29 protein-coding genes are annotated in these 26,106 nt (G+C 38.1%); 25 read left to right on the top strand and 4 right to left on the bottom strand.

The genetic code is table 11. The features are described 5' to 3' along the window. Positions 1 to 3 precede the first annotated feature (3 nt). Complete coding sequence (gene rpoH, locus NO346_RS09825; RefSeq protein ID WP_004662417.1) at positions 4 to 873, bottom strand: RNA polymerase sigma factor RpoH; 870 nt, start codon at positions 871 to 873, stop codon at positions 4 to 6. Positions 874 to 1,004: 131 nt separating this feature from the next. Beyond that, the gene (locus NO346_RS09820; RefSeq protein WP_005159855.1) at positions 1,005 to 1,244 is read right to left on the bottom strand and encodes a sulfurtransferase TusA family protein; all 240 of its coding nucleotides are present in this window, start codon (positions 1,242 to 1,244) and stop codon (positions 1,005 to 1,007) included. A gap of 564 nt (positions 1,245 to 1,808) precedes the next feature. On the opposite strand from NO346_RS09820, the gene NO346_RS09815 reads away from it, so the two are divergent. The 3 genes from NO346_RS09815 (at position 1,809) to fba (ending at position 4,511) form a co-directional block, all read left to right on the top strand. Beyond that, the gene (locus NO346_RS09815; protein ID WP_004653893.1) at positions 1,809 to 2,021 is read left to right on the top strand and encodes a cold-shock protein; all 213 of its coding nucleotides are present in this window, start codon (positions 1,809 to 1,811) and stop codon (positions 2,019 to 2,021) included. A gap of 100 nt (positions 2,022 to 2,121) precedes the next feature. Then, positions 2,122 to 3,273, top strand: coding sequence for an ATP-dependent RNA helicase RhlB (gene rhlB, locus NO346_RS09810; protein ID WP_005159857.1), 1,152 nt, complete (start codon positions 2,122 to 2,124; stop codon positions 3,271 to 3,273). A 200-nt stretch (positions 3,274 to 3,473) separates the two neighbouring features. Beyond that, complete coding sequence (gene fba / locus NO346_RS09805) at positions 3,474 to 4,511, top strand: class II fructose-bisphosphate aldolase (RefSeq protein WP_004662410.1); 1,038 nt, start codon at positions 3,474 to 3,476, stop codon at positions 4,509 to 4,511. Positions 4,512 to 4,609: 98 nt separating this feature from the next. On the opposite strand, the gene NO346_RS09800 is transcribed toward fba, so the two are convergent. Both NO346_RS09800 and NO346_RS09795 read right to left on the bottom strand, forming a co-directional pair. Further along, positions 4,610 to 5,920 (bottom strand): peptidylprolyl isomerase, encoded by a 1,311-nt coding sequence (locus NO346_RS09800; protein WP_087545339.1) that lies wholly within the window; start codon positions 5,918 to 5,920, stop codon positions 4,610 to 4,612. Beyond that, a complete protein-coding gene (locus tag NO346_RS09795; protein WP_256415056.1) occupies positions 5,920 to 8,385 on the bottom strand; it encodes an LPS-assembly protein LptD in 2,466 nt (821 codons plus the stop codon). The genes NO346_RS09800 and NO346_RS09795 overlap by 1 nt, the downstream gene beginning before the upstream one ends. A gap of 118 nt (positions 8,386 to 8,503) precedes the next feature. Between NO346_RS09795 and NO346_RS09790 the strand changes: the two genes are divergently transcribed. The 22 genes from NO346_RS09790 (at position 8,504) to tadA (ending at position 26,071) form a co-directional block, all read left to right on the top strand. Further along, the gene (locus tag NO346_RS09790) at positions 8,504 to 9,517 is read left to right on the top strand and encodes an aminoglycoside phosphotransferase family protein (protein ID WP_256415055.1); all 1,014 of its coding nucleotides are present in this window, start codon (positions 8,504 to 8,506) and stop codon (positions 9,515 to 9,517) included. Then, positions 9,517 to 10,206, top strand: coding sequence for an N-acetylmuramate alpha-1-phosphate uridylyltransferase MurU (gene murU, locus NO346_RS09785; protein WP_256415054.1), 690 nt, complete (start codon positions 9,517 to 9,519; stop codon positions 10,204 to 10,206). The genes NO346_RS09790 and murU overlap by 1 nt, the downstream gene beginning before the upstream one ends. Positions 10,207 to 10,382: 176 nt before the next feature. Continuing rightward, positions 10,383 to 11,018: a 16S rRNA (guanine(527)-N(7))-methyltransferase RsmG gene (rsmG, locus tag NO346_RS09780; RefSeq protein WP_087535852.1), complete on the top strand. Its 636-nt coding sequence runs from the start codon at positions 10,383 to 10,385 to the stop codon at positions 11,016 to 11,018. Between the two features lie 18 nt (positions 11,019 to 11,036). Then, on the top strand, positions 11,037 to 11,819 hold the full coding sequence (locus NO346_RS09775; protein ID WP_256415053.1) for a ParA family protein: 783 nt from the start codon (positions 11,037 to 11,039) through the stop codon (positions 11,817 to 11,819). After that, on the top strand, positions 11,816 to 12,703 hold the full coding sequence (locus NO346_RS09770) for a ParB/RepB/Spo0J family partition protein (protein WP_256415052.1): 888 nt from the start codon (positions 11,816 to 11,818) through the stop codon (positions 12,701 to 12,703). The genes NO346_RS09775 and NO346_RS09770 overlap by 4 nt, the downstream gene beginning before the upstream one ends. Before the next feature lie 47 nt (positions 12,704 to 12,750). Next, the gene (locus tag NO346_RS09765) at positions 12,751 to 13,380 is read left to right on the top strand and encodes a MotA/TolQ/ExbB proton channel family protein (protein ID WP_256415051.1); all 630 of its coding nucleotides are present in this window, start codon (positions 12,751 to 12,753) and stop codon (positions 13,378 to 13,380) included. A 14-nt stretch (positions 13,381 to 13,394) separates the two neighbouring features. Beyond that, complete coding sequence (locus NO346_RS09760; protein ID WP_005159883.1) at positions 13,395 to 13,823, top strand: biopolymer transporter ExbD; 429 nt, start codon at positions 13,395 to 13,397, stop codon at positions 13,821 to 13,823. After that, entirely contained in the window at positions 13,820 to 15,547 is a 1,728-nt protein-coding gene (msbA, locus tag NO346_RS09755; RefSeq protein WP_256415050.1) for a lipid A export permease/ATP-binding protein MsbA, read from the top strand. Before NO346_RS09760 ends, msbA begins: the two co-directional genes overlap by 4 nt. 2 nt (positions 15,548 to 15,549) lie before the next feature. Then, complete coding sequence (lpxK, locus tag NO346_RS09750) at positions 15,550 to 16,557, top strand: tetraacyldisaccharide 4'-kinase (protein ID WP_256415049.1); 1,008 nt, start codon at positions 15,550 to 15,552, stop codon at positions 16,555 to 16,557. A gap of 9 nt (positions 16,558 to 16,566) precedes the next feature. Continuing rightward, the gene (gene kdsB, locus NO346_RS09745; RefSeq protein ID WP_256415048.1) at positions 16,567 to 17,328 is read left to right on the top strand and encodes a 3-deoxy-manno-octulosonate cytidylyltransferase; all 762 of its coding nucleotides are present in this window, start codon (positions 16,567 to 16,569) and stop codon (positions 17,326 to 17,328) included. Between the two features lie 2 nt (positions 17,329 to 17,330). Continuing rightward, positions 17,331 to 18,314: a DNA polymerase III subunit delta' gene (locus NO346_RS09740; protein WP_256415047.1), complete on the top strand. Its 984-nt coding sequence runs from the start codon at positions 17,331 to 17,333 to the stop codon at positions 18,312 to 18,314. 338 nt (positions 18,315 to 18,652) lie between these two features. Then, positions 18,653 to 18,997, top strand: a complete 345-nt coding sequence (locus tag NO346_RS09735) for a PilZ domain-containing protein (RefSeq protein ID WP_004662384.1) — start codon at positions 18,653 to 18,655, stop codon at positions 18,995 to 18,997. Between the two features lie 16 nt (positions 18,998 to 19,013). Further along, a complete protein-coding gene (locus tag NO346_RS09730) occupies positions 19,014 to 19,787 on the top strand; it encodes a TatD family hydrolase (RefSeq protein ID WP_256415046.1) in 774 nt (257 codons plus the stop codon). 40 nt (positions 19,788 to 19,827) lie between these two features. After that, on the top strand, positions 19,828 to 20,439 hold the full coding sequence (locus tag NO346_RS09725; RefSeq protein ID WP_034601445.1) for a TetR/AcrR family transcriptional regulator: 612 nt from the start codon (positions 19,828 to 19,830) through the stop codon (positions 20,437 to 20,439). Positions 20,440 to 20,447: 8 nt separating this feature from the next. Continuing rightward, positions 20,448 to 20,999 (top strand): prepilin-type N-terminal cleavage/methylation domain-containing protein, encoded by a 552-nt coding sequence (locus NO346_RS09720; RefSeq protein WP_005159908.1) that lies wholly within the window; start codon positions 20,448 to 20,450, stop codon positions 20,997 to 20,999. After that, positions 20,986 to 21,372: a type II secretion system minor pseudopilin GspI gene (gene gspI / locus NO346_RS09715; protein ID WP_004662377.1), complete on the top strand. Its 387-nt coding sequence runs from the start codon at positions 20,986 to 20,988 to the stop codon at positions 21,370 to 21,372. Before NO346_RS09720 ends, gspI begins: the two co-directional genes overlap by 14 nt. Then, the gene (gene gspJ / locus NO346_RS09710) at positions 21,372 to 22,001 is read left to right on the top strand and encodes a type II secretion system minor pseudopilin GspJ (RefSeq protein ID WP_256415124.1); all 630 of its coding nucleotides are present in this window, start codon (positions 21,372 to 21,374) and stop codon (positions 21,999 to 22,001) included. The genes gspI and gspJ overlap by 1 nt, the downstream gene beginning before the upstream one ends. After that, complete coding sequence (gspK, locus tag NO346_RS09705; RefSeq protein WP_256415045.1) at positions 21,998 to 22,954, top strand: type II secretion system minor pseudopilin GspK; 957 nt, start codon at positions 21,998 to 22,000, stop codon at positions 22,952 to 22,954. The genes gspJ and gspK overlap by 4 nt, the downstream gene beginning before the upstream one ends. 110 nt (positions 22,955 to 23,064) lie before the next feature. Further along, positions 23,065 to 23,661: a 6-carboxytetrahydropterin synthase gene (locus NO346_RS09700; RefSeq protein ID WP_005216460.1), complete on the top strand. Its 597-nt coding sequence runs from the start codon at positions 23,065 to 23,067 to the stop codon at positions 23,659 to 23,661. A gap of 45 nt (positions 23,662 to 23,706) precedes the next feature. Then, positions 23,707 to 24,420 carry a uracil-DNA glycosylase gene (gene ung, locus NO346_RS09695; RefSeq protein WP_249571225.1) on the top strand — a complete coding sequence of 238 codons (714 nt, stop codon included), beginning with the start codon at positions 23,707 to 23,709 and terminating at the stop codon, positions 24,418 to 24,420. After that, positions 24,417 to 25,541: an enoyl-CoA hydratase/isomerase family protein gene (locus NO346_RS09690; RefSeq protein ID WP_171295091.1), complete on the top strand. Its 1,125-nt coding sequence runs from the start codon at positions 24,417 to 24,419 to the stop codon at positions 25,539 to 25,541. The genes ung and NO346_RS09690 overlap by 4 nt, the downstream gene beginning before the upstream one ends. A gap of 5 nt (positions 25,542 to 25,546) precedes the next feature. Next, positions 25,547 to 26,071 carry a tRNA adenosine(34) deaminase TadA gene (tadA, locus tag NO346_RS09685; RefSeq protein WP_256415044.1) on the top strand — a complete coding sequence of 175 codons (525 nt, stop codon included), beginning with the start codon at positions 25,547 to 25,549 and terminating at the stop codon, positions 26,069 to 26,071. Positions 26,072 to 26,106 lie beyond the last annotated feature (35 nt).

Raw genomic sequence — 26,106 nt, 5'->3', positions numbered from 1 at the left:
ATTTTAGCTTGCAGACATGGCAGTTTTGATTTTTTCCATTGCATTCTTTTCAAGCTGTCTAATACGTTCTGCTGAAACGTTATATTCTGCAGCTAGTTCATGCAAAGTCGATTTATCATCATCTAACCAACGACGTTGCAAGATATTACGAGAGCGATCATCAAGCTGTTCCATTGCCTCATGTAAGGCAGAACTACTTTGCTCTTCATAATCTTCTTCTTCAATCAGTCGAGCTGGGTCGTATCGATTATCTTCAAGATAAAGTGCAGGAGCTGTATGTGGGGTATCGTCATCATCATCACCTTGAGCTTCAAAAGCAGCATCATAAGCGGTTAGACGACCTTCCATTTCGAGCACTTGCTCTGGTGTCACATTCAAATCATTGGCAATTGATTTCGCTTCTTCTAATGTGAGTCGTTTGCTTGATTTTTTAAGACTACGTAAATTAAAGAATAATTTACGTTGTGCTTTGGTCGTTGCGATTTTGACAATACGCCAGTTACGAATCACATATTCATGAATTTCAGCTTTAATCCAGTGCACTGCAAAAGAAACTAAGCGAACACCCATATTTGGATCGAAGCGTTTGACCGCTTTCATTAATCCAAGGTTACCTTCTTGAATAAGATCGCCTTGTGGCAATCCGTAACCTGCATAGCTACGTGCAATATGTACGACAAAACGTAGATGTGACATTACCAATAGTTTGGCAGCATCAAGATCTTGGTCATAATAATAACGTTCAGCAAGTTCTTTTTCTTGCTCGGCCGTTAGAATTGGAATTTGATTGACAGTACTGATATATGCACCAAGATTTACACCTGGCGCAGACAATGACAGGGGCATCAATTGATTGCTGCTGTCAGTAGTCATGGAGTCTCCTTATAGGATGGTATTTAAGTCAACAATTTCATCTTAATGCGAATGTTCTTCATCACTAAGAAAATTTGAGTATAAAAATGTAAAGTTATCTAGTTTATCTTTAGCTAGAGTTTATCAAAGAATTACATAGATTCAATTAAATAGTGAAACTCATTCTCTGAAATTTTTTGTGTCTGGCATTGAAGTTGCTGGATTTGGCAATATCGTGTTACATCAATTTCGCTATGTGGATCAGATGATTTCAATAAATACTGTTTAGATCCTTCAGCTTTTTTTAAAGCACGTTTCAACATCAATAGTGGCATTGGACAGGGTTGCCCAAGTGCATCAATCACTTCAGGGCATGCGGATATTTGGGTCATAAAGTTTTAATAAATTGAGTTCGATATGATTTTAACAAATTTATATGGTGATTACTGAGGATTTACTCTGAATTATTTGGGAAGTTATATTAATTCGGTTTTTCTCTTTTGAGCTTTTAATCTTAAAAATGGTTGTGAATGTTTTTTAAACCTAATAACTAGCTCAATAGCGTTGAATGCAAATGAATCGCTTTGATTTTCTTTTCTGATTAATTTTATCTAAAATTGTTTCTTGTTTTATGGCAATAAAGCAGTGCATTTTTATACTAAAAAAAGCACTTGAAAACTGCTAAATTATTGAAAAAAACAGATAGAAACATTGGAAATAACTCAAAATAAATCTATTAATTATCATGAACCCATGTTAAGCTCGATGCGTTTTAGGATGTATGCTATACGATAAGATCGTTAAAAAAACCTATAACAAATGGATGTAACCGGAAATTGTTGATAGTTTTACAGAATGATTACAAGCTTTGAAATTATAAAAATTTTAAAACCTTGTTGGCTCTGCTGTTTGCAACACCGGAAGGTCCTTATCTTTCAATATCTGAGGATTGACTTATGACAGCTCGTGAACAAGGCGTAGTAAAGTGGTTTAATGACACTAAAGGCTTTGGTTTTATTCAACGTAATGGTGGTGATGACGTATTTGTTCATTTCCGCGCAATTATGGGTGACGGTCACCGTTCTTTACGTGACGGCCAACGCGTTGAATTCAGCGTAGTTCAAGGACAAAAAGGTTTCCAAGCTGAAAACGTTCAGCCTTTAGACTAATTTGTTGCTTTAACGCAATATAAAAACGCTCCAATGTTATTTGGGGCGTTTTTGTTTATAATGCCACTTTCTTTTGATCATTGATGGTTCGAGAGCATATATGACATCTGGTTTTGAAACCTTAAATTTACATCCGCAGTTGAAGAAAGCAATTGATGCTTTGGGTTTTACACAAATGACCCCAATTCAACAAAAGGTTTTGAAATATACATTAGCAGGGCATGATGCCATTGGTCGAGCGCAAACTGGTACAGGTAAAACAGCAGCCTTTTTGATTAGTGTGATCAATGATCTATTAAATAATCCGCTACAAGAAAAACGTTTTCGTGGCGAACCACGTGCGCTGATTCTGGCTCCTACACGTGAGTTAGCACTACAGATTGAGAGTGATGCACAAGCTTTAACAAAATTTTCAAACTTACATCTTGTCACTCTACTTGGTGGTGTGGATTTTGATAAGCAAAAGAAAATGTTGGATAGTAATTTTGTTGATATTATCGTTGCAACGCCTGGTCGTTTAATTGATTTTGTCGAGCAAAAAGAAGTTTGGTTGGATAAGATCGAATTCCTTGTGATTGATGAAGCCGATCGTTTATTAGATATGGGTTTTATTCCATCGGTAAAACGGATTGTGCGTTATTCACCCTTCAAAGAACAACGTCAAACTTTAATGTTTTCTGCAACTTTTAGCTACGATGTGCTTAATCTTGCTCGTCAGTGGCTCTTTGAACCTGTAACGGTTGAGATTGAGCCTGAGCAAAAAACCAATAATGATGTGGAGCAGCGAGTTTATGTGGTTGCGAAACAAGATAAGTACAAATTATTGCAAGAAATTTTGCGTGATGAACCAATTGATAAAGTTATGATTTTCGCAAATCGTCGAGATCAGGTGCGTCGTTTATATGATCACTTAAAGCGTGATGGTTATAAAGTCGGTATGTTATCTGGTGAAATCGCTCAGGATAAACGCTTGAAGATGCTCGACCAGTTCAAGCAAGGTAAGCACAACATTATGATCGCAACAGACGTTGCTGGTCGTGGCATTCATGTTGACGGCGTATCGCATGTGGTGAATTTTACTTTGCCAGAGCAGTCTGATGATTATGTACATCGCATTGGTCGTACAGGTCGTGCTGGTGCTCAAGGTGTTAGTATTAGTTTCTTATCGGAAGATGATGCTTTCTATTTGCCAGAAATTGAAAAAGCAATTGGTAAAAAGTTGCCTTTGACACGTTTAGATGGATATTGTTAAGCCTAGACAATATTTTCTGATATTTAGATAGCATTTAAAAAAGACTAAATTATTTCTTAATTCAGTCTTTTTTTATTTTGAAAGCCCCTCATTTGCTAAATTACACAAATGATTCATGATTTTTTCGGAAATCCAGTGATTAGTTGCTGAATTGAAGTAAATCAACATGTAGAATATGGCGCATTACCTGGGAGGATATTATGGCACTCATCTCAATGCGCCAGCTCTTGGATCACGCTGCAGAACATAACTACGGCGTACCAGCGTTTAACGTAAACAATTTAGAACAAATGCGTGCAATTATGCTCGCTGCTGATGCAACGAATTCACCTGTTATTGTGCAAGCTTCGGCAGGTGCACGTAAATATGCAGGTGCACCTTTCTTGCGTCATTTGATTTTGGCAGCTATTGAAGAATGGCCACATATTCCTGTGGTAATGCACCAAGATCACGGGACGAGTCCTGATGTCTGTCAACGTTCTATCCAGTTGGGCTTTAGCTCTGTGATGATGGATGGTTCATTGGGTGCTGATGGTAAGACTCCAACATCATATGACTATAATGTTGATGTTACTCGTCGTGTTGTCGCAATGGCGCATGCGTGTGGTGTTTCGGTTGAAGGTGAGATTGGTTGCTTAGGTAGCCTTGAAACTGGTATGGCTGGTGAAGAAGATGGTGTTGGTGCTGAAGGTGTGCTGGATCATTCTCAATTACTCACTTCTGTTGAAGAAGCAACTCAATTTGTCGCTGATACGAATGTAGATGCTTTGGCAATTGCTGTTGGTACTTCACATGGTGCGTACAAGTTTACTCGTCCACCTACAGGCGATATCTTGGCAATTGATCGCATTAAAGAAATTCATGCTGCGTTACCAAATACGCATCTTGTAATGCATGGTTCAAGCTCTGTACCACAAGAGTGGTTGGCTGTGATTAACCAGTATGGTGGTGATATCAAGGAAACCTACGGTGTGCCTGTGGAACAGCTTGTTGAAGCAATCAAGCATGGTGTTCGTAAGATTAATATTGACACCGATTTGCGTTTAGCATCTACAGGTGCGATGCGTCGTATGATGGCTGAAAAACCAAGCGAATTTGATCCGCGTAAATTCTTTGGTGAAACAGTTGAAGCGATGAAGCAAATCTGTGTAGATCGTTATAATTCATTTGGTACATCAGGTAATGCAGATAAGATCCGCCCAATTTCTTTAGAGAAAATGGTTGATCGTTACAAATAATTAATTTGTAATATAAAAATAGCGGCAATTGCCGCTATTTTTATTTTGAATATAGTTAAAATAAAACTGCCTACGATAGCCGGCAGTTTTAACTTGGATTATTTCGGTGCTTTCGTGTCTAGATTTGCATCCTTAATTTCAACATAAGCATTAGCTCGAAGTTCACGCATCCAACTGTCTACTTCAGTATCAAACAAACGCTCACCTAAAATTTGACGAGCCATACGTTCTTGCACTTCTTTAGTCATATCTTGTTGTCGAGTATCAGTCACTTGTAAAATGTGCCAACCAAACTGACTTTGGAAAGGTTTACTGATTTGCCCAACTGGTGTTTCTTTCATGACTTGTTCAAACTCAGGCACCATAACACCAGGACTTACCCAGCCTAAACTGCCACCATCACGTGCTGAACCTGTATCATTTGAATAGGTTGCAGCGAGGGTTGCAAAATCTTCGCCCGCCGTCGCACGATTATAAAGACTATCAATCATTTGTTTTGCACGATCTAAGCTGACAACTTCAGATGGTTGAATCAAAATATGTCGAGTTTTATATTGTGATACAAGTGCTTTTTGATCATTTTGTTTGCGTTCTAAAAGTTTTAAAACATGAACGCCATCGCGGACATTAATCAGTTCTGTGGTCTGACCCGTTTGTAATGGTGTTATGCGTGCTGCAAGTTCAGTAGGAATGTCTGATAGTGCTCTGAATCCCATATCAGCACCATCAACCTTGATTGCACTGGTCGCAAGCTTGGTACTAATCGCTTTAGGATCATCACTAGTTGCTAGTGCTTGTTTGACTTCTTGTGCAACTTTTTTAACTTCTTCGCTATTTTCACCAGAAATACGCATGTGAATCACATGGACTTGTGTGCCAAGCGCAGCTTGGCCTTCTGGTGAATTTAAAAAGTTTTCAACATCATGATCACTGATTTTAATACGAGACATGACTTGTTGTTGGCGTAAGCGACCAATTGCTAAATCTTCCGCAATCCTATTGCGTAAATTTTCATAAGTATCTGGTGCAATCGCGTCCAATTTTTGTTGGAATGCTTCTAGTGTATTGGCACCTGATTGATTTGCAATTTTTAAGACTGCAGCATTTAAACTCTTTTCATCAGCTTTAATGCCAAAACGTTTGACCTGTTCTAATTGGGCTTGACGGATAATGAGCTGATCAAGCACTTGCATCTGTAAATACTGTTGGGGCGGCACAGTTTTATTTTGTGCTTTTAACTGATGTTCTGTTTCTGCAATCCCTTGTTCTAAATCACTTTTAAGAATGACACTACTATCAACTATTGCAACAACCTCATCCGTAGGTTGCGCAAAGCTTTGCATTGATGAAGAAATAAGTGTAGCGAGAACAGTCGCTTTAAAGATATGTTGAAAAGATTTTATCTTCATTAACGTTGTGTCCAAGATTGATTAATTTTGTTGAAACCTAAAACTCTATTTTCAAGAAGAGAGGCGAGCTTATTGTTGAGTGCACCTAGACCTTTAAGTGTAACCTCAGCCATAACAGCACGTTTTCTATGAACATCTGGTGAGTTTGGATCATCTAAATCATTGTAGTAAGATCTGCCATAAACTGAAATTGCCCAACAGCAAGATTCATAATTCACACCAAGTAAGTATTCTCGCATTAAACTATTATCTAAGTCATATTGAGCGTGACCCATAATACGCCAATTATCTTTTATTGGTTGTATAAACGATGCAACAGCTTGGTCGTATGAACTTTGACGATCTTGAATATTGCTACGATAGAAATAACCTACATTGTATAAGTTGCCTTTGTCTCCAGCATAGTAGGCTTGGAAGTCACGTTGAGCATTGTCGCCATTTGACATCCAAGCAGAATTTGCAGCTATGGTAAAGTTTTGATTCAATTGACTTGAAACACTTACAATTGGACCAGTATGTCGCTGTGTGTCAAACTCATCTGGTTGCTGATTTAATGTGACACGTCGATCACTAAAATAATAGCTTTGCCCAATACTTGCTTTAATACGTTCTAAGCCCTCTGTATCTAATAGGCTATAAGTTACACCCAGAGACAAGAAGTTATTATCATCTAAGCGGTCGTGTCCATAGAATCGATAAGGGTTGAAAAGTTGATCGTAATTAATTGATGCGGTAGTGGAGTCAAAGTTAGGATGATCATCTTGTTTTTTATAAGGGGAATAAGCATAAAAGGCACGAGGTGAGATACTCTGCAAATATTTACCTTCTTTTTCAAAAGTAACGCCTGTTGCAAAACTAAATTGAGGTACCGCAACAGATTTTTCTAAATCATCAGATATAGAAAGATCGCGACCTTCTTTAGAGTCTTGATCATAAAAAGTATTAATGCTTCTTACAGATATTTCTGGAATTGCATAAAACCACGATGGAGTTAGGTAGTTATAGCGAACGGCAAATTGATTATAAATACGTGTACCACTTGACTCTAACGCAGAGCCATCGGTGATCGATTTCTTAAAATAAGCAGTGTCGTTATTAAACTCATATTGTAGGCCTTGAGGGTTACCACCTACATAATTTAATAAAAACTGTGGAAGTCGTGCATAAGGCTTATCTGCATCTTTGATACTTTGATCTAGCGTTTGAAAGTCTTCAACCTTTAATTGAGCCTTAAGTCCAGGAATACCATTGCGATAATTAATTTCCCATGCGCGACGTAAGTTAAGATCTGTTCGCGTGTTTGGGTTGTTATTGAAGTCTGCGAAGTAATCTTTATCGGAAGCGTAGTTGTACTCTAAGTTGGTTGACCATTGGTTATTGATTTTCCAATCATGAAGAAAATGTAAATCACTTCGATCTTTATCTTCGTAATAATTGTCGTTTGGTAAATATCCACCCCAAATACGTCCAGAACCAAAGCTTTCAGTCATATAACGGAATTCGGCATCTAATTTTGCGCCGCGTTTGCTCATATAACTTGGTGTGAGTGTAAGATCATAATTTGGTGCAAGGTTAAGGTATACAGGTGCAGTCAGTTGGACGCCACCTTCGTTACTATAACCAAAAGTTGGACTTAATAAACCAGTGGTACGACGGTCATCAATTGGAAAATTGAAATATGGCACGGCTAAAACAGGTACGTCTTTTACATACAGTTTTGTTCCGCGAGTTACGCCACGACCAGTTGCTTGGTTAAGTTTAATTTGTTTAGCTTGGATTTTCCAAGCCGGTTTTTGTTCAGGAGGGCAGGCGGTATAACTTGCATCTTTCAATACAACTAAATTTTCATTCTGTCGTTTAATCTGACTTGCATGTCCGTGAGCATGTTGCTGTTCAGAAATATAAAAACTATTGTTCAAATCACCTGTTTGGGTTTTTAAATTATAATTTATTGCGTCACTTTGAGTAAGTAGGCCTGATTGAGCCAGTTGTACTCGACCTTGAGCGGAGGCGTGCGTCTGAGTTGAGTCAATCGTAACTTGATCGGCACGAATTGTGCGGCCTTCTTGATCAATCACGACATTGCCTTGTAGAACAGAATCGCCAGTTGGGTTGTAATGCCCATAATCAGCGGTAATCACGGAAGTCGTTGTATTGGAATTGCTTGCCTTTGTTTCGGGGTTAATTGGAGTGACCCATGTTCCCTGACAAAAAGAAGAGCTTAAATAACGATTGTCTCGTAATTGTGCTTCTGGTGCAGATTTGTCGACATAATATTGCTGAAAAAATTTTTCACCAGGATAACTGTCTTGATCTTGGTTTTTTTGGATAGTGGCTTGCAGCTGTTTATTGTCAAGCGTAGAGACAGCATCAGCTGGAGCTGCGAAACCTGATTGGATCGAGCTGCCACACAAGAGTGTCAAAATAGCTGTTGCTAAAGGATTAAATTTAAACTGATGTTTCATTGTCTCATTAACCAGTACGCTAATTCACAATTAATTATTGTCGCATCATAGAGAAAAAGTTGATAAGTGGCTACACTTAAGCTTTCAAAATCTCAGCTAGTTTTAGATTTTATTGCAAATGAATACACAACGTGAACAATTGATACAAACTTGGCTCCAAGCCACTCTCCAATCTGATCAATTCGAGATCAATTTTTTGGCTGGAGACGCAAGCTTTCGCCGTTATGCGCGAATTAAGTTACAAAACAAAACATATATGCTGATGGATGCGCCACCTGAAAAAGAAGATTGTGCACCATTTGTAAGTATTGATGAGTTTTTTGACAAAAATGGTGTGCGTGTTCCGCATATCATTGCTAAAGACCTAACTTTGGGATTGTTACTATTGGAAGATTTTGGTGATGTTGTACTTTCAACGTTACTAACAGATGAAACTGTTGATCAATACTATGCGCAAAGCTTTGAACAGTTGATTGAATTACAACAAATCGACGGTCTTGAACAACTGCCTGCATACTCTTATGAAAAATTAATGACAGAGATGCGTTTGCTGACAGAGTGGATGTTGCCTTCATTAGATATTCAGCCTACAGAGCAACAGTTAGAAACGATTGAACAAGCTTTTGACTTTTTAGCTGTTGAGGCGACGCATCAGCCACAAGTGATTGTGCATCGTGATTTTCATAGTCGTAACCTCATGAAAATTGACAATGAGCAAGAGCTTGGCGTGATTGATTTTCAGGATGCAGTGATTGGTGCAGATACCTATGATCTGATCTCGATTACCCGTGATGCCTATGTGCAATGGAACGCTGACCGTGTCTATGGTTGGTTTAAAGTGTTCTATGACCTGTTGCCTGAAACTGCAAAAGAAAACCGTAATTTTGAACAGTTCAAGCGTGATGCTGATTTAATGGCGATTCAACGTCACCTTAAGATTTTGGGTATCTTCGTTCGATTGTTTGAGCGTGATGGTAAATCTGGGTACTTAAAAGACTTACCACGAGTAATGTGGTATTTGCTTGAAGAAAGCCAAGGCTATGGTGAGCTGAATGAATTTATGCAGTTTATTCGTGACGTGGTCATGCCTAAATTTATTGCGAAATATGGCGATTACGAGGTTGCAGCATAATGAAAGCGATGATTCTTGCTGCAGGGCTAGGGAATCGCATGCGTCCTCTGACCTTACATACACCTAAACCTTTGCTTGAAGTAGGTGGAAAGCCACTGATTGTTTGGCATATTGAAAAGTTGCAAAAGATTGGTGTTACAGAGATTGTCATTAATACCGCTTGGTTGGGTGAAAAACTGGCAACTACTTTAGGAGATGGCTCTAAATTCGGTGTGACGATTTTGTGGTCTCATGAAGGAGAAGGGCTTGAAACTGCAGGTGGTATTATCAATGCTTTACCATTACTGGGTGATGAACCTTTTATTTTGGTGAATGGTGATGTTTGGACCACGATGGATTTTTCGTCATTATTAAATGTCCATTTGGGAGATAAGCAAGCACACTTAGTATTGGTTGAAAATCCACCGCAGCACCAGAAAGGTGATTTTATCTTGTCTAATAATTTGGCCCATACTTTTGAGCAGGGACAAATAGGTGAAGCCTTAACTTATAGTGGTATTGCAGTATTAGCTCCGCAGATGTTTAATGGTTTGGGAAATGGTAAAAGACCTCTAGCGCCATTGTTAAAGCAAGCGATGCAACAACAACAAGTGTCAGCTGAAAAATTACAAGGGATTTGGGTGGATGTTGGCACACCTGAACGTTTGGAACAGCTAGATCAACAAATTAAGCAAAATAAGTTTTCGTAATAGCTTATTGTCTTATTTACCTTAAATTTGTCTAAAGAAAGACAAAAAACTGAATAGATTGTGCAGTTTATCAGGTTTGAAAATGTTTAACTGCATAATCGTTCAACAAGTCCTACTGTGCCTTGCATCAGAAATGGGTATACTGCACGGCAAGTTTATCGAGATGTCGCACTGTTATGCATCCTTTTTTTCAAGAATTAAAGCAAGGTAGTCAAGCGTTAGGTTTAAACCTAAGTGAGGAAGCGCTAACACTCTTATTGAAATATCAAGATGCTCTCGTGCTATGGAATAAAGCATATAACCTGACAGCGATTCGTGACCCGAAAGAAATGCTGGTTAAACATTTATTAGATAGCTTAAGTATTTTAAATGATTTGCCACAAGGACGTTTATTAGATGTTGGCACGGGTGGTGGAATGCCGGGCATGATCATTGCGTTATGTCAACCAGAGCGCTCGTGTGTATTATTAGATTCAAATGGAAAAAAAATTCGTTTTCTTAAGCAATTTATTGCCGATTTAAAATTGGATAATGTTGTTGCAGTTCAAACACGTGTAGAAAATGAAGACACGATTGATGAACTTGGTCAGTTTGATGTCATTACTAGTCGTGCATTTGCTTCATTAACTGATTTTGTAGATGCAGCGCAACCCTATATGCATGAGCAGAGTATTATTGCGGCAATGAAAGGTTTGGTTCCAACTGATGAAATGGAACAGATCAAAGAACAGTATTCATGCAAAGTGATTGAGTTGCGTGTGCCGCGATTAGATGAACAACGTCATTTACTTTTACTTCAACGAATTCAATAAAAAATATTAAGGGTAATCATGGCTCAAATTATTGCGATTGCAAACCAAAAAGGTGGCGTGGGAAAAACCACAACAGCCGTTAATCTTGCTGCTTCTTTGGCGATTTTGAAGAAACGTGTCTTATTGGTTGATATGGATTCTCAAGGTAATGCCACTATGGGGTCTGGCGTTCAAAAGAATGACTTACTTTACTCGATTACCGATGTGTTGTTGGGTGAAGTGCCAATTGAAACAGCAATTCAGAAAGCTGACGTTGGTTATAAAGTTTTAGGTGCAAATCGTGAACTTGCTGGCGTTGAGTTAGCAATTGCCGAGCAAGAAGGGCGAGAGTTTATTCTCAAAAATGCGTTACAAGAAGTAGATTCAGCATTTGATTATATTATTGTAGATTGTGCACCAAGCCTAAGTTTGATAACTGTGAATGCTTTGGCTGCGGTCAATGCTGTAATTATTCCGATGCAGTGTGAATATTATGCTTTGGAAGGTTTGGCAGATTTGACACAAACAATTGATCGTATACAAAAAGCCCTGAATCCAAACTTGGAAATTGTAGGGGTATTACGTACGATGTATGATGCTCGTAACGCTTTAACCCGTGACGTGTCTGCTGAGTTAGAGCAATATTTTGGTAAAAAGTTATACGAAACGGTGATCCCTCGGAATATTCGTTTGGCTGAAGCACCAGCACATGGCTTACCAGTGATTTATTTCGAAAAAAGCTCAAAAGGTGCAGTTGCATATTTGAATTTAGCTGCAGAAATGTTGAAGAAAAGTAAAGTGAAAAAAGGAAGTGCTGTATGAGCATCAAAAAACGCGGATTGGCTAAAGGTCGTGGTTTAGATGCACTATTGGGTTCAATTCAAAAAGAGAAATTGCAACTTGAAGCACAGGCTTTGGATCATGGTCAACTCAAGCAAATTGATGTCAATTTACTGAAACGTGGCGAATATCAGCCACGCCGTTTTATTCAAGAACAAGATTTACAGGAACTTGCTTCATCAATTGAGAAGCATGGCGTAATGCAACCGATTGTGATTCGTCCAGTAGATGATGAACAACACCCTTATGAGATTATTGCAGGTGAACGCCGTTGGCGTGCTGCCCAATTAGCAGGTTTGGCTGAAATTCCAGCAATTGTACGTGACTTAAATGACCAAGTCGCAATCGCATTGGCGTTAATTGAAAACATTCAGCGACAAGATCTCAATCCAATTGATCAAGCGGTAGCTTTGCAGCGTTTCCATGATGAATTTGGTTTAAGTCATCAAGAAATCGCGGATACAGTAGGTAAGGCTCGTACTACGGTGAGTAACTTATTGCGGTTATTAAGTTTGGCTGATCCAATTAAGGACTTAATGCAACAAGGTCAACTTGATATGGGACATGCTCGTGCCATTCTGACCCTAAAAGCGAAAGAGCAAATGGATGTTGCTAAAATCGTAATTGAAAAAGCATTATCAGTGCGTCAGACTGAACAGTTAGTACGTGAGTGGAGTGAACCAAAGCCTGAAAAGGAAAAGGTGCAGGTTTCTCCTGATATTGAACAATTGACTCAGAAACTATCGGAACGTTTTGGAGCAAATGTTAAAATTGACCATAACCCAAAAGGTAAAGGAAAAATGGTCATTCATTATCACTCATTGGATGAGTTGGATGGAATTTTAAATATTTGTTTACCTAACTAATATTTAAGGTGCGTCCTTTTATATTTTAAATATTATTGGGGAATAATATGTGGGAACTTGTGAAAGCGGGTGGTTGGTTAATGCTACCGCTTATTCTTTCATCAATTTTTACGGTTGCTATTACAATTGAGCGATATATTCGCTTAAGACGGTCACAAGTTTTACCTCAAGCATTACTGGTTCAAGGCTCAAATGTGGATAATGTTATTTCACATTTAGAGCAAGAAGACGTTGTAAAAAGTCCGTTAGGTCGTATTTTAAAAGCTGGTTATGATCATCAAGATCAAGGTGAGCAGTTTGCGCGTGCACAAATGGAAGCAACAGCTTCGCAAGAAATCAGCTATCTAGAAAAAAATATTAACTTTTTAGGTACATTGAGCGCGATTGCACCCTTGCTTGGTTTGTTAGGAACAGTACTTGGTATTATTGAATCGTTTTTAGTGATTGATATCGGTTCTGTTGGAAATGCAAGCATGATGATGCCTGGTATCTCTAAAGCATTGATTACTACGGCTGTAGGTATGCTGATAGCGATTCCAGCAATGATTGCTTATCGTTATTTTCAACGTGTACTACATGAATATATTGCTGAGTTAGAACAACAATCAACATTATTTCATGCTGCACTTTTCTACAAAAAAGCACCTCATGTGCAACAAAATCGCCGTGCAAGCTGAGCATAGGTGACATTATGAAATTTAAACGTTCTCAAGTTGAAGATATTCATATCAATTTGACGCCAATGATTGACTGTATGTTATTCATTTTGGTGTTTTTATTATTATCTACCACATTTAGTCAGCAAAGCCGTATAAATCTTACTTTACCAGATGCTCAAGGTGTTCCACCTAAACAATTCGATCACAAAATTGAAATCATGGTAGACTCCACGGGACATTATTCTGTGAATGGTCAAGCATTATCGACCAAAGATAGTGCCGATCTCAGTACTGCGATTAAACAGGCTGCACAGGATCGTCGTGATTTTATGTTTATTATTGCAGCTGATGCAAAAGCAAAACATGAAGATGTGATTCGTGTAATGGATGTGGCAGGTCAACTCGGCTTTGTTAATGTCAATATTAGCACCAAAGTTCCAACTAGAGGTTTTACTGAGTGAATCAGGATTTTAAGGTTTATGTCCGTTTAATATCATATTTAAAATCTTATTGGGGCGTTGCCTTATTCGTCTTACTTGGTTTTGGAATCAACGCTGCGACAGAGGTTTCTGTCGCAAAGTTATTGAAATATATTATTGATGCAATCCAAAATGGTAGTCGCGAAAATTTAGATTGGTTCCCAGCCTTAATTGTCTTACTTATGTTTTTCCGTGGCCTTGGTTTGTTCTTAGGTGGATACTTTTCAGCAGTTATTTCACGTAGTTTGGTATTTAGTATTCGTCAAGAAGTTTATGCTAAATTACTGCGCTTACCTGCGCAATATTATCTTGATAACAGTGCAGGTCATATCAGTGCAAAATTGATGTATAACGTCGAACAACTCACAGCAGCATCATCTGAATCTCTACAAACATTAGTTAAAGATGGTTTAATTGTTATTGGTTTGTTGAGTTATTTACTCTATACCAACTGGCGTTTGACTCTATGTATCGTGGTTTTCATGCCTTTCATTGGGATATTGGTCAGAATCGCATCTAAGAAAATGCGTAAGTTGTCAATTCAAGTGCAAAACACGATGGGCGATGTGAACCATGTGGTACAAGAAACGATTAATGGAAACTCGGTGGTTAAAAGTTTTACTGGTGAGATTTTTGAGCGGCAACGTTTTTACAAATCTTCTGAGGAAAATCTTCGTCGTGGCCTAAAAATGGTTGTGGTGCAGAATATTAATAGCCCGATCATACAATTACTATTGTCTATGGCAATGGCAATTATTTTATGGTTAGCGCTTCGCCCACAGGTTTTAGGTGACACCTCAGCAGGAGAGTTTGTTTCCTACATTACTGCGGCAGGTCTGATCTCTAAACCAGTGAAGAATTTAACTGATATTAATGAGAAACTTCAGCGTGGTTTAGCAGCAGCACATTCGGTATTTGAACTACTTGACATGCCAGAAGAAGAAAATAATGGTCAGCTTAAGCCGGTTTTGAAAGGCAATATTAAATTTGATCATGCTAATCTGCGTTATACAGATGGTACGCATGCAATTAAGGATTTTTGTCTAGATATTGAAGCAGGTCAGACCATTGCTTTGGTTGGTCGATCTGGTGCAGGGAAAACCTCATTAGTAAATATGCTGCCGCGTTTTCAAGAATTAAGTGAAGGGCAAATTTATTTTGATGATATTCCTGTACAAGAGATAGAGCTTTCTTATCTTCGCTCACAAATTGCGACAGTCAATCAACAGGTTGTGCTATTCAATCGTTCAGTGCGTGACAATATTGCTTATGGTCAGCTTCAGGATTCAAGTGATGAGCAGGTAGTTGCAGCTGCAAAAGCTGCTTTTGCGCATGACTTTATTATGAATTTGCCACAGGGTTACGACACAATACTTGGTGCGCAAGGTTTAAATCTTTCAGGCGGTCAGCGTCAACGTATTGCGATTGCCAGAGCAATCTTAAAAGATTCTCCAATCTTAATCTTAGATGAAGCGACCAGTGCGCTTGATAATGAGTCTGAATACTTCATCCAACAAGCTTTTGATGAAGCGATGCAAGGTCGTACGACGATAGTAATTGCGCACCGTTTATCTACAGTTGAAAATGCAGATCTTATTGTGGTAATGGACAAAGGACAAATTATCGAGCAGGGTACACATACTGAGTTGCTAGATAAACATGGCATGTATTATCAATTGCATCAACGTAATTTTGAGGAAAATTAATAATGTCTATTGCGCAACACGTACAAGATGCTTGGAATAAAAAAGCGTCGTGGTTGATCGTGTTGCGTCCTTTATCATTATTGTATCGCTTAATTTTTGAATTAAATAAAACCTTATATACGGTTGGTCTTAAGAAAAAATACACTGCCCCAATTCCTGTGATGATTATTGGTAATATTACGGTTGGAGGAAGTGGGAAAACACCTTTATTAATTCAGCTCGTTAAATATTTACAGCAACAAGGTGTTCGTGTTGGTGTAATTAGTCGAGGATATGGTGGCAAAGGACCTTTTCCAGTTTTGGTGAATGCTTTGTCTGAACCAGATATTGCTGGTGATGAGCCGTGCCTAATCGTTCAATCTACTCATGTACCCATGGCGGTTGGGCCAAATCGTCAAGCATCAATTGAATTATTGTTGAAATCTGAAAAACTCGATTTAATTATTAGCGATGATGGTTTGCAGCATTGGGCATTAGCACGTCAAATTGAATGGATTGTTCTAGATCAAAATCGTGGTTTGGGGAATGAAAAGTTGTTGCCTGAAGGGTATCTACGTGAGCCTAAATCGCGCTTAAATAGAAGTACGGTCATTGAACATACTAAAATTGCTCAATCACAAAGGAATATGCATTTAGCGATTGGTCAGCCATATCTGTTAAATTTAAATACAGATTTAAATTTATTTGATCCAAATCAGTATTTTAATGTGGTTGTTGGTATTGGCTTCCCACAACGATTTTATCAAACTTTAAATCAATTGAATGTGAAGCAATATCAAACACATGAGTTTGCTGATCATTATGATTATCAGATCGATGATCTCACCTTCAATAATCAAGATGCAATTATTACCACAGAAAAAGATGCGGTAAAGCTTAAGGTTTTATTGAAACAATACCCAGAATTTAATATTCCGATTTGGGTTGTGCCTGTTGAAGCGGTTTTATCTGCAGACTGTTATGATTTATTGAAACAACAATTGCAACAAGTCGGTATCCAATTTTCTTAGAGTTCTAACATGAAACATATTGTCATTCCTGCTCGTTTTGCGAGTTCACGTTTACCTGCAAAACCACTTTTGCTTATTCATGGTCGCCCAATGATTTTACGTGTGGTAGATCAAGCGAAGAAAGTTGCAGGTTTTGATGATTTATGTGTTGCGACTGATGATGAGCGTATTGCAGAAGTGTGTCGTTCGGAAGGAATTGATGTGGTTTTAACCAGTGCCGATCATCCGTCAGGCACAGATCGTTTGAGTGAAGTTGCTCGTCTAAAAGGCTGGGCAGAAAACGATATTATTGTCAATGTACAGGGTGATGAACCATTACTTCCTGCTCAATTGGTTCAACAAGTTACTCAGCTTTTAGTTGATCAACCGCATTGCTCAATGTCTACTTTATGCGAGCCTATTCACGCATTAGATGAATTCCAGCGTGACAGTATCGTCAAAGTCGTGATGAGTAATTGTAAAGAAGCATTATATTTTAGTCGAGCAACTATTCCTTATGATCGTGATGGTGCAAAATTACAGAAGCCAAAGCTGCATGATCGTGCTTTTCGTCATCTGGGTTTATATGCATATCGTGTGAAATTGTTGCAAGAATATGTGACATGGGAACAAGGCAATCTTGAAAAATTAGAAAGTCTTGAACAATTACGCGTATTAGAAAATGGTCATCGTATTGCGATCGATATTGCTGAAGCCAATCTGCCTCCGGGTGTAGATACACAAGCTGATCTAGAGCGTCTAAATGCGCTACCAGTAAGTTTATTTGAATAATTATGATGAGTATGCAGTTAACAACCGTTTATCCTTGGCACAAGCAGACATGGGCGTTGTTGACAACGCGTTTTCCCGATATAGGTCATGGTTTACTTTTTTATGGTAAACATGGCTGCGCGAAACATCAATTTACTGAGCGTTTTGTGGCATGGGTCTTATGTTTAAACAAACAAGCCGAACAAGCTTGTGGTGAATGTACAAGTTGTCTTTGGTTGAAGTCTAATACACACCCTCGCTATGTCCATATCACCACAGATGAAGAAAATAAAAAGCAAAATGCCAAGATAAAAATCGAAAAGATTCGTGATTTATTGCCATTTGTTCAGCAGACTGGTGATGGATGGCGAGTCGTTGTGATTGAGCCAGCGGAGGCTTTGAATATAGCATCCGCAAATGCATTGCTAAAGACTTTAGAGGAACCTGGAGAAAGGGTTATTCTGATTCTATTGGCGGATCATTACTTGAAATTAACAGCAACGATTCGAAGCCGTTTGCAGCATTTCGCTTTAGACCGTCTAGATACCCAAGATGCACAAAAATTTATTCAGCAGCAAATACCGAATATCTCAGCTGAACACATTGATTTGTTGCTTAATCTCGCAAATGGCATGCCATTGACTGCCGTTGAAATTAATCAGAGCGATTGGTTGCATAAAAGAGATTTATTCTTGAAAGATTGGTTTAAGTTGGTCTTAGAAAAAAATATGCCTTTAAGTTATTCAAGCAAGTGGTCGAAAGAGTTGAGTTTCTCTGAATTTATGACAATGTTTGAATATTTGTTGGCGGATTTAGTCGCTATAAAATTAAATCAATCTTTGAGAAATAAAGACTTAGATTTAACACAGCTTGCACAGCTTTATGACTTGGAAAGCTTATTTCAAATTTATTCTGACCTGCAACAGAAAAAATTGATGGTTGAGCAAAATGTACAAACACAGTTGGTACTAGATCAGTTGTTTATTCAATTGATGCATGTGGTTTAGATAGGGTATTAAAATCTTTTATGTTGATTGAATGCTTGATTTTGTAATAGCCAAAAAGCATTTGCTTTCGATATGGTGATCACCTATGGAATCGTGATTCATCGAAGGTTATATTTGTTTAAATAAAAACCATTTTTGTTTGTTTTCGAACAGTTTTCCTCAAACATTATTTGTTGTTTGTCGGATTGTTTCCTATAATTAAAATAGCAGCAATTCTAGTTTTTTAAATTGACGGTAGAAAATATTGAATTTGAGAGGCATGTAAATATGCTTAAAAATTTACTAATGCTATGAAAATATAGATATTTCAAACTATTTGTATTTGACAGGGGAATGTTATGCAACCACAAATGATGGGCGGAATTATACAGGTCAATATTCCTGATAAAGCAACTTTGCAATCAAGTTATATGCCTTTTGTGCAAGGTGGCGGTTTATTTGTTTCCACGAAACAAGCCGTAAAAATGGGACAGGAAGTTTTTGTTTTAGCGACTTTACCAGAGCAGTCACAAAAAATCCCATTAACGGGTAAGGTGATTTGGATTTCGCATAAACAAACACATTTTAAACCACAAGGTTTTGCAATTCAGCTTGCTGGTGAAAAAGGTGTGTATTACAAAAATGAAGCTGAGAAATTATTGGCTGGTTCAAAAGCGATGGATCGCCCAAGTTTTACAATGTAAGTGATAGGAAATAAGCGTGTTTGTTGATACCCATTGTCATTTAACGATGTTAGATCTGAGTCCTTACGATGGGAGTTTAGATCAAGCGCTTGCCCAAGCTCGCCTTGCAGGTGTTTCAAAATTTATGGGCATCTCAGTTGATTTGGATGATCATATTAAATTGGCTGAAATCGCCTCTCAACATGATGACGTGGGTTATTCTGTAGGTGTTCATCCATGCGAGGATGATCATATTATGGCGCGAGCAACAACAGACTACCTCGTAGAGCTAGCACAGTCTGATAAGGTATGGGCATTAGGGGAAACAGGTTTAGATTATTATCACAGTACAGATTTTATTGCAGAACAGAAACGATGTTTTGCCCGTCATATTCATGCATCAAAAATTGTAAAAAAACCTGTGGTTGTGCATACACGATCAGCCAAACACGATACCGTCGATATTATAAGAGCAGAGCAGTCCACACATGGTATTTTGCATTGTTTCACCGAAGATTGGGAAACAGCGAAGGCTGTTTTAGATTGTGGTTACTATATTTCTTTTTCTGGTATTGTTTCATTCAAAAATGCACAAGAATTACGTGATGTAGCTAAACAAGTGCCGCTTGATCGGTTGTTAATTGAAACGGATAGCCCATATTTAGCACCTATGCCTTATCGGGGTAAAACCAATGAGCCTAAATATGTGCCTTATGTTGCAAAGGCATTAGCGGATGTATATAACAAGTCAGTTGAAGAAATAGGTATGATTACCACACAGAATTTTGAGAATCTTCTTCGTTTGAAGTAAACGGTTTAGTTGTATTAGCAAAGAGAGTTATCACGTGAAAATGGATCGCCAAGCTCAGTTTAGAGCACGAGAAGCCTTAATTTTTCAGATCGCTGAGCAACTCCTATTAGAAAATGGTGAAGCAGGCATGACTTTGGACGCTTTAGCGGCGGAATTAGATCTTGCTAAAGGCACATTATATAAGCACTTTCAGAGCAAAGATGAATTGTATATGTTGCTGATTATTCGTAATGAACGAATGCTGCTTGAAATGATTCAGGATACAGAGAAAGCTTTCCCTGAGCATCTAGCTTTTTTCATGCTACATCATTTACATCATCCTGAACGTACTGCTTTATTTCATCAAATTGAAGAACGCCTCTCTACGACGGGTCAAGGTATTCAGTTATTATTTAGTGAATTGTATAAAGTTCGTCGTCAACGTTTACGTATTATCATTCGTATGACAGAAAGTTATTTATTAGATATAAATAGCACGATGACAACGCGTGATTATTTGGCTTCGATTTGGTCTCTGACTTATGGTGCAGCAGTTATTCTGAATTCGAGCTTTTATCAGCGTTATTTAGGTTCACGTGATAGTTTACGTGTGGCTTATATTGATCAAGCTTTAGGTTTGCCAAAACAAATTGAATATTTAGCGAATGGCTGATAAATAAAATGAAATCACCACATAGATTACAACAAGGTTTTACCCTCATTGAGATCATGGTGGTGATTGTAATCATGACGATTATGACATCTTTGGTTGTTCTGAATATTGGTGGTGTAGATCAACGTCGAGCGATGCAAGCCAGAGAAATGTTTATACTTGATTTAAAAAAGATTAATAAAGAATCAACGGATCAAGCTAAAGTTTTTGCCTTAAATACTCAAAATGCGACTGACGTTGCACCATTTCGCTATAATTTGTTTGAATATCATGATCAGAGCCATGAGCAAATTCAGCAAGCTGATCGGACTTGGCAGCCGTATAAAGAGTTTAAACTTCGAGAGCTACCGACTAGCGTATCTTTTAGTATTCAAACTTTAAATGCTGAAGAATATCGAAAAGCGAGAAATGAGGACTTGTTAGGTGGTAAAGCACCGCAACTCATATGGTTTGGCAATGGTGAAGTTAAGCCTGTCCGTATTCAATTTTATTATGAGCAACAGCCAATTGGACATGAGTTTGAAATAGATCATTTGGGTAAAATAAATGAAGAAGATTAAAGCATTTACCCTGTTGGAAGTAATGGTTGCTTTAGCGATATTTGCTGTCGCTGCAATTGCATTAACAAAAATTGCCATGCAATATACACAATCTACATCGAGTGCGATTTTGCGAACAAAAGCACAGTTCGTTGCAATGAATGAGGTTGCAATGATGGAAATGAATCAAGAGTGGTTAGATGGAACGCAATCGAAACAGGTGACTTCTCAAGGTGAGACTTGGCAGATTGATAAAAAAGCACAGGCTACAATTAGTCCCAAAATACAACGTATCGAATTACAAGTAAGTTTATTTAATACTGAGCAAGGTAAAGTTGAAGCGGGCATCACCAATATGGTGTTTTTTAATTATCCAGCAAAAGCTAAAACATGATGAAAATTAAAAAGGGTTTTACCCTTGTTGAATTGCTGGTTGCAATTGCTATTTTTGCCGTACTTTCAATGCTTGGTTGGAAAGTTTTTGATTATCTATTAAAAGTCAAAGATCGTAATGCAGAGCATGAAACACATTTATTTGCGTTACAAGATGCCTATCAGCAGATTCTAAGAGATAGTCTGCAAATTATTCCATTAACGGCAAATGATGGTCGACAATTACAAGCCGCTTTGGTGCTAAATGATCGTGGTTTTATGTTTAGTAAAGCAGGAGTGTCCGATCCGTTGAAACAAGGTTTGTCACCTTATGAACGTATAGAATATCGCTACGATTCAACACAGAAAAAAGTTTATCGACTCAAATATTCAAATCTAAATATTCCAAATCGGGTACAACCCATCTCAAGTACCTTATTAGAAAATGTAGATCAATTTAAAGTGGTCGTGATGAATCCACAGGAACTGACACAATGGCCTGAAAATATTGGTGATCCTAATAATATTAATGAGTTAAAAAGATTACCATTAGGCATAAAAATACAGCTTAGTGTTGCAGGTACGGATTACGAGTGGATTTATAGTCTACTGAATGCAAATCAATTGTTGGGAAATAACTCACCACCATGAAAAACTATTCATCTCAGCGTGGCGTAGCTTTATTAACGATTTTAGTCATGGTTGCTTTAGCAACGATTTTGGCTGCAACAATTGCAAAACGACAAACCAATACCGCTGAAAATACGGGCTATTTGATGCGTCAGGATCAATCGTTATTGTACGCAAAAAGTGCAGAAGCTTTTTTTTCAGAGTTACTCATTCAAGATAGCGATAATGGTAGCAGCATTGACCATTTACAGGAAAACTGGGCAAAACCGATGCCACCATTTCCTGTAGAAGATGGATCAGTCTCAGGAAAACTACAAGATGAGTCAGGGAAGTTTAATCTGAATAATTTGGTTAAGGCTGATGGCAATCAAGTTGATGATTCTGCTCGACGTTGGTTTGAAAAGTTATTGCAACGCGTAGGTCTGCCTGCTGAACTCAGTCAAGCTGTGATCGATTGGCAAGACACAAATGATGAAGTGACTGGCGCAATGGGTGCGGAGAGTAGCTATTATCAAGGACTGGATCCTGCATATTTAACGCCGAATACCAAGTTTCATAGTATAGAAGAATTAAAACTTGTACGAGGTTTTGAAGGCAAAAACTACGATTTGATCAAACCTTATGTCACGGCATTACCTGAACAGACTAAGCTGAATATGAATACAGCACCTGCATTACTATTAGCCAGTATTGATCCTAAAGTAGATGTCAAAGCTATCGAACAACAATTAAAAGTCAAGGAAACTGAGTTAGCACATTTTAATAATGTAGGTGATTTATGGAAATTAAGTGCTTTTTCTGGGATTGATGAGCAGAGTAAAACCGACGCTGCATCTTTATTAGATAGTAAGTCAAATTATTTTACGGCTCAAATTGAAGTGGTTCTAAGTGAGCGTAAGCGCCAATTTACGAGCTTAATGATGAGAAAAGATAAACAAGTGATTGTGTATTCAAGAAGTCTTGCACCATTCTAGTCTTTGTATAGATTGGATTATTGAATAGTCACAAGGCTTAAAATCAATCCCACCGATGATTTTTTTGCTTTATAATAAAATTTGTTTGCAGATATAGATCAGCTTGGTGCATGTTAATTCGTAAATTATTTAAGTTTGAAAATGCTCATATTGTACGTAATTGTACATCAGATCGCTGTAAGCGTTCGATTCACGGGCATAGTTATAAAGTTGAATTACTGTTAAAAGCCTCAAGATTAGATCATGGCCAAATGGTCTATGATTTTGGTTTATTAAAAGGTGTTATTAAAGAGCTTTTTGACAGTTTTGACCACGCAATTTGTTATTGGCAAAAAGATGATCCTGAATATATTCAAGCGTGTAAAACTTTTAGTGCACGTTGGGTTGCCTTGCCAGTTTCACCATCAGCTGAACAGTTTTCAAGGATTTTCTTTTATCTAGCGCAACAGGTGCTCGCTTCAACCACAACACAGAATGGTGAGGGTGATGTTGAGGTCTATTCAGTGATCGTGCATGAAACTGATACAGGTTACGCACAAAGTTTCTTAGAAGATATTGAAAATGAGCAAATGGGTTTGCTTAACCTAGACCAAATTATTTTTTCAGAGCAAGTACAAGTCGAGTGGAGCGATCCTCAAATGTATGAAAATCTGAAAAATGGAATTAAATTCCAAAATCCAAATGTAGAGTTACAAGTTAACATTTAGGTCAGCAAGATTTAAATGTTGGAGTCGTTATTTCAAGGAATGTTGATGCAATTTACTGAACAGCAGCAGGAAAAACTTAATAAAGTTCAGTTGGACGAGTCATGGAAAATCTCTTTGTCAGAATTTCTACTCAGTCAGAAAATGGATCATTTAAGAGAGTTTCTACAGCAACAAATCCTTGCTCAGAAAACGATTTATCCACCTAGCAAGCAAATTTTCAATGCATTGAATACAACCCCGTTACAGGATGTAAAAGTCGTGATATTGGGTCAAGATCCATATCATGGCCCTAATCAAGCCAATGGTCTAAGCTTTTCTGTACAAAGAGGGGTTGCATTACCACCATCTTTGCGTAATATTTTTCATGAATTACATACTGATCTCACAGTGCCGATTTCACGTCATGGGGATTTAAGTAAATGGGCTGCTCAAGGGGTATTGCTATTAAACAGTGTACTCACTGTTGAAGCAGGACAGCCAACTTCTCATCAAAAACAAGGCTGGGAAGAATTTACTGATGCTGTAATTGATGTGTTAAATGAACAGCGTGAGCATGTTGTGTTTATCTTATGGGGTACTTATGCACAACGTAAAGGACAGCGCATTGATCGAAATAAACATCTAGTGTTAACAGCAGCTCATCCATCACCGCTTGCTGCAAACCGAGGTGGTTTTTTTGGCTGTAAAGTATTTTCTAAAACAAATCATTATTTGAAACAACATGGCATTGAGCCAATAGACTGGCAACTGGACGCATAATGACTTCTCCCGATTTAAATAGTTATCACCCAGATTTAATCATCGAAAACGCTAAAAATGGTTGGCGTATTGTTCGTTTAAATCGACCAAAATCTTTACATGCACTTGATGAGTCAATTGTGAGCGCTTTATTGAAAGTATTTGAATATTTTCATGAAGATGACAGTGTTAAAGCAATTTGGTTTGATTCAACCACACCGAAAGCATTTTGCGCAGGTGGTGATGTTCGTAAACTCCGTCAACTTGTCATTAATAATGAAGTAGATACGGCAAACAAGTTCTTTGAACAAGAATATGCGCTTGATTTATTGCTTCATAACTATGCTAAGCCAATCGTGGTTTGGGGTGAAGGTTATGTTATGGGTGGTGGTTTAGGCTTATTCATGGCTGCGCCATTTCGTCTGGTCACACCTTACTCACGTCTTGCAATGCCTGAAATCAATATTGGTCTCTATCCTGATGTAGGGGGGAGTCGTTTCCTTGCAGATCGTGGTCAAATTGGGCTGTTTACAGGTTTAACGGGTTCAATCATGACTTCAGCTGGTGCTTTTAGCATTGGTTGGGCAACTCATATTTGTGAAGCACAGCGAGATAATGTTCTTCAAAAAGTTTTGAATGTGGATTGGAATCATTATCCTGCGGGTGCTTTCCGTGCAATCGATGATACTTTAAATAGTCTACATCGCCCTGTATCATCAGGTCCGTTACAAAATTCAATCGATGTGATTCATAGCGTATGTCGTGGTCAAAGTTTTGAGTATGACTATCAAGCGATTATTGGTTTGAGTGATGCAAGTAGTGATTGGTTACGTCAGGCAAGTGAGAATCTGCAAAAAGGTTCTCCAAGTACTGCTGCGATTACATGGTTGCTATGGCAATGGGGTAAGCAAGGACATGCTTGGGATGAAGTTTTTGCACTAGAATCACAAATCTCTGATTGGAAAATCCGCCATCCAGATTTTGTTGAGGGTGTCCGTGCACGTTTAGTTGATAAAGACTTATCACCAGAATGGAAAGCAGCGGAAAAGATTACATTGAAAGATATTTTATCTGATTGTGCTCCAGTAACTACAATTGATAGTTGGAATGCTTTATTAAGACAATATGGTGTTATTGCTTAAAATCGATGAGTATAGACGTCACAATTTCAGAAAACTTTAATGATGAATATTGGATGCAGTTTGCTTATGAGCAAGCTGCACTAGCTGCTTCGCAGGGTGAAATTCCTGTTGGAGCGGTGATAGTGAGTCAAGAGAAAGTTATTGGTGCTGGTTATAATGCACCAATTAAACAATCTGATCCTACCGCTCATGCTGAAATTCAAGCTTTACGTGCAGCCTGTCAATCATTGAATAACTATCGTTTACCAGATGATGCCATATTATATGTGACGCTTGAACCTTGTACGATGTGTGTTGGTGCACTCATTCATGCTCGTGTCAAAAAAGTAGTGTTTGCTACGACAGAGCCTAAGGCTGGTTCGTTGGTCAGTGCTCGACAATTATTAGAAAATGGCTATTACAATCATAAATTCGTATTTGAACAAGGTTGTATGCAAGCTGAATGTTCATTGCAATTAAGTGAATTTTTTAAACAAAGACGAGAAGAAAAAAAGAAAACTCGGCTATTAAAAACGTCCTTAAATGATTAAAAATGTCTCATTAGTTGTGGCAAACTATGCCTCCG

Origin of the sequence: Acinetobacter sp. 5862, assembly GCF_024494585.1 — a bacterium.
GTDB lineage: Bacteria > Pseudomonadota > Gammaproteobacteria > Pseudomonadales > Moraxellaceae > Acinetobacter.
This window is presented reverse-complemented; position numbering and strand designations above follow the sequence as displayed.